The 3,597-nt window shown below is 65.3% G+C and carries 4 protein-coding genes and 1 pseudogene; 3 read left to right on the top strand and 2 right to left on the bottom strand.

What is annotated here, in order from left to right:
* Together QT222_RS04500 and deoC are read right to left on the bottom strand one after the other, a co-directional pair.
* Window positions 1–516, bottom strand: a 516-nt coding sequence (locus QT222_RS04500; RefSeq protein WP_491476436.1) for a MiaB-like tRNA modifying enzyme family protein, incomplete at its 3' end; no start/stop codon positions are given.
* 151 nt (window positions 517–667) lie between these two features.
* A complete protein-coding gene (gene deoC, locus QT222_RS04495) occupies window positions 668–1,306 on the bottom strand; it encodes a deoxyribose-phosphate aldolase (RefSeq protein ID WP_491476435.1) in 639 nt (212 codons plus the stop codon).
* Between the two features lie 66 nt (window positions 1,307–1,372).
* Here deoC and QT222_RS04490 point away from each other — a divergent pair, with 66 nt between their 5' ends.
* From QT222_RS04490 to QT222_RS04480, 3 genes and pseudogenes are all read left to right on the top strand, one after another.
* A complete protein-coding gene (locus QT222_RS04490; RefSeq protein ID WP_004060105.1) occupies window positions 1,373–2,185 on the top strand; it encodes a DUF63 family protein in 813 nt (270 codons plus the stop codon).
* A gap of 143 nt (window positions 2,186–2,328) precedes the next feature.
* Window positions 2,329–3,240 carry an ATP-dependent ribose-1-phosphate kinase gene (locus QT222_RS04485; protein ID WP_004060106.1) on the top strand — a complete coding sequence of 304 codons (912 nt, stop codon included), beginning with the start codon at window positions 2,329–2,331 and terminating at the stop codon, window positions 3,238–3,240.
* Window positions 3,241–3,414: 174 nt separating this feature from the next.
* A pseudogene (locus QT222_RS04480) lies at window positions 3,415–3,597 on the top strand (hypothetical protein); the annotation flags it as partial.

Genomic DNA, 3,597 nt, shown 5'->3' with positions numbered 1-3,597 from the left:
GCGTTCCTTCGCACCGGCGTGGGCGAGCCCCCGTGCCTCCTCGAGGTTCTCTTCGACCGGCGGAGAATCGACGCGGCCGGTCGCCAACTTCGTGATGCAGTCCGAGCAGTACGGCATGCGCCCGCGGGCGATAGGCAGAATGCCGACGACGCCGTCCAAGACGGGTTCGACGCCGGGTCCGGGAGTCGGACACTCGCCGTTGGGGACGGCGGTGGGCACGTCGTCCCAGTGGAGAATCTGGGCGTCGATGTCCTCCTCGCGGAAGTCGTCACCCTGTGCGAGCGCCATACAGCCGGTGACGATGAGGTCGGCCGTCTCCTGTTCGAGTTCTTTGGCCCGACGGAGCATGTTCCGCTCCGTCTTCTCCACGACCGTACAGGAGTTCATGATGGCGACGTCGGCTTCCTCGGGGCCATCGACGCGGTAGTGTCCCGCGTCTCGGAGCGCACTCTCGATGGCGCGGCTCTCGCCGCGGTTCGAGGTACAGCCGTACGTCTCGATGTGGTATCGGGCCATTCGGTTACTCCACATATCGGGTCCGCGGGCAAAAGAGGCGCGGTCTCGGACGCTCGCGCCCACAAGAAACACATCAATTAATCGTGATTCGATAGCGGACGCTACGCAGCTGGCCGCGTTGCGAGACGTGCAGTAGAAAAAGACGAGACGACTATTCTTCCGGTGCTCCGGAGACGATTTCGACGCCCGACGACGCGCCGATACGCTCTGCACCGGCTTCGAACATCGCCAGCGCCTCGTCGTACGACCCGACGCCGCCGGAGGCCTTCACGGGCAGATACTCGGCCATGAGTTCCACGTCTTCGACCGTGGCACCACCATCGGCGAAGCCGGTCGAGGTCTTGACGAACGCGGCATCGGCCTCGGCGGCCGCCTCGCAGGCGCGGTGCTTCTCTTCGTCGGTGAGAAGCGCCGTCTCGATGATGACCTTCACCGGGATGGGAACGGCGGCGACGACTTCTGAGATGTCCTCGGTGACAGCCTCGTCGTCTCCGGCTTTGAGTCGGCCGATGTTGATGACCATGTCCAGTTCGTCGGCACCGGCTTCCCACGTGTCGACCGCTTCTTCGCGCTTGGCGACGGTGGTATTCTGGCCGTGCGGGAAGCCGATGACCGTCGCGAGCAGCACGTCGGGTGCGTACTCGCTCGCCTCGGCGACGTAGCACGGTGGAATGCAGGCGTTCATGCCCCACTCGTCGGCGTCGTCGAGGACGGATTCTACGTCAGCCATCGTCGTCTCGGGACCGAGTACCGTGTGGTCGATACGGGCGGCGAGGTCGTCGCGATTCATACCGGGAGGTGGCAACGCGGGCCTAAAGAACGTAAGGCTTTCACGCCGCCCCGTCGCGCCTCCTGCATGGCCATCCTCCCCGAAGGATTCGCGCTCCCCCCGCTGCCGTATCTCGTCGTCCTCGTCGCGGGACTCGTTGGTGTCGGCGTCGGACTGGTTCGAACGCGCCCGACCGTCTCGTCGGCGCACGTCCTCGCACTCGTCCCGTGGATGGTGACCGGGTCGGTGCTGCACGTCCTGTACGTGGTCGGACTGCTTCCGCCAGTCGTCGAACCGCTGGCCGGGACGCCATCGGTCTACGTCACGGTGGCAATCGTCGCCGGTGCGACGTGGCTCGTGCTCGATGCGGCCAGCGCTGCCTCGCCGCGAGCGCTTGCAGGTCCCGGACTCGTCGTCGCGGGCGGACTCGTCGCGGCGACCATCGCAGCAGGACTCCAGCGCGGGACGCTCGCCCTGTTTTGGCCGGGTATCGGTCTCGTCGTCTCACTCGTTATTAGCCCGATTGCGTGGCTGGTCGTCCAGCGGCTTTCCCCGGAGGCGGCCACAGCAGGCTCGCTCGGATTGCTCGCCATCTTCGGTCACACCCTCGACGCCGTCTCGACCGCCGTCGGCATCGACGTGCTCGGGTTCGGTGAGCGAACGCCGCTCTCGCAGGTCATCCTCGAAGTTGCCGCCGCGCTTCCGACCGCCGAAACGCTCGGTATCGGATGGCTCTTCGTGCTCGTGAAACTCGCCGTGGTGGGTCTCGTCGTGACGCTCCTCGCCGACTACGTCCGCGAGGAACCGACCGAAGGCGCGCTCCTCTTGGGCTTCGTCGCCGCCGTGGGTCTCGGACCGGGGGTTCACAATCTGCTGTTGTTCGCGATTGCCGGTGCGTAACGTCTCATAACCAGTCTTCTTTCGTCGGTGCTGTGCGACCGTTCCACATCGCTGAGACACGGGCATCGTGAAGTTCCAAACGACCGGGAAATATCGACCACCCGAGAAAGTTATCTGACAGGCGAACCCATTCATGAGGACGCATGTCCCGTGTCATCTGCGCCGGCCACGTGAACTGGGACGTCACCCTCCGCGTGGACGCACTCCCCGACCCAGACGGTGAGGCGACCGTCGAGTCACGTGTCGGCGCTGGCGGCGGAAGCGCCGCCAACGTTGCCAGCGGTCTCGTCGGCCTGGGCGTTCCGTCGTCACTTCTCGGGAGCGTCGGCGACGACGAACACGGCCACGCCGCCGTCGCCGAACTCGCCTCGAAAGGGGTCGACTGCCGGTACGTCGAACGTGTCGACCACGGCCCGACGACCGTCAAGTACGTCGTCGTCGACGCCGCGGGCGAGGTGTTCGTCCTCGGGTCTCCCGGCGTCAACGAGGCGTTCGAGGCGTCGAATTTGCCAGCCGAATCGCTGGCCGCCGCCGACCACCTCCACTTGACGAGTCAGGCACCAGCGACGGCCGCCGCGCTCGCCCGCCGAGCCACCGAAGTCGGGACGACGGTCAGTTTCGACCCCGGGCGGCGCATCGGCGACCGGGGCTACACCGACGCGCTTCGACAGGTCGATTTCGTCTTCCTCAACGACCGCGAGGCCGCGACCGCACTCGGTGAAGCCAGCGCGAACGACAGCAACGCCGCCACGAACGGAAGCGCAGTCGCCAAGGTACTCGAACAGACCACACTCGTCCTCAAACACGGGCCGAACGGTGCAGAAGTTCGAGACGACGGTGAGCAACACGTCCATCCGGGATATCCCATCGACGCCGTGGACACGACCGGTGCGGGCGATGCGTTCGCTTCGGGTTTCATCGCCGCCCGAATCGAGGGAACATCCTACGAGCGGGCACTTACCATCGCAAACGCGTGCGGCGCGCTGACCGCGGCCGAACCCGGTGCGCGAACACAACTGAGTTGGCAGCGACTAGACGACCTTATCGACGGCTAAACCGCTTTCGTCGACGACTAAATCAGTTTTATCGACGGCTGAATCACGTTCATCGACGACTAAGCCGCCGCTCTATCGATGGCTGTGTCGTCTATCGTCTCGTCATTCTCGCTACATTCCGTGCCGACACGCCGACCCGACCAATTTTATCCTCACCCGTCTTCCCTGGGAACGATGCTGGAGCACATGTCGGCCGTCATCGCCGCCCTCGGAGTCGTTCCGAGCCTCGGCGCACTCGCCGGGCGATTGGCACTCGGTGCCGTCGTCGGCGTCGCGGCCGCGATTGTGATGGATATCCCGATGTGGCGACAGGACGAGGGTTTTACCCCCGCCTACCTCGCTGCGTCGGTGCTTCGT

The sequence above is a fragment of the Haloferax sp. s1 genome (genome assembly GCF_058382125.1).
The sequence above is the reverse complement of the archived record's forward strand: the minus strand, read 5'-3'. Positions and strand labels throughout refer to the sequence as shown.

Coding starts and splice junctions, on each gene's coding strand:
- deoC (WP_491476435.1), bottom strand. CDS start 1,306: ATGAATCGCGACGACCTCGCCGCCCGTATCGACCACACGGTACTCGGT.
- QT222_RS04490 (WP_004060105.1), top strand. CDS start 1,373: ATGGCCATCCTCCCCGAAGGATTCGCGCTCCCCCCGCTGCCGTATCTC.
- QT222_RS04485 (WP_004060106.1), top strand. CDS start 2,329: ATGTCCCGTGTCATCTGCGCCGGCCACGTGAACTGGGACGTCACCCTC.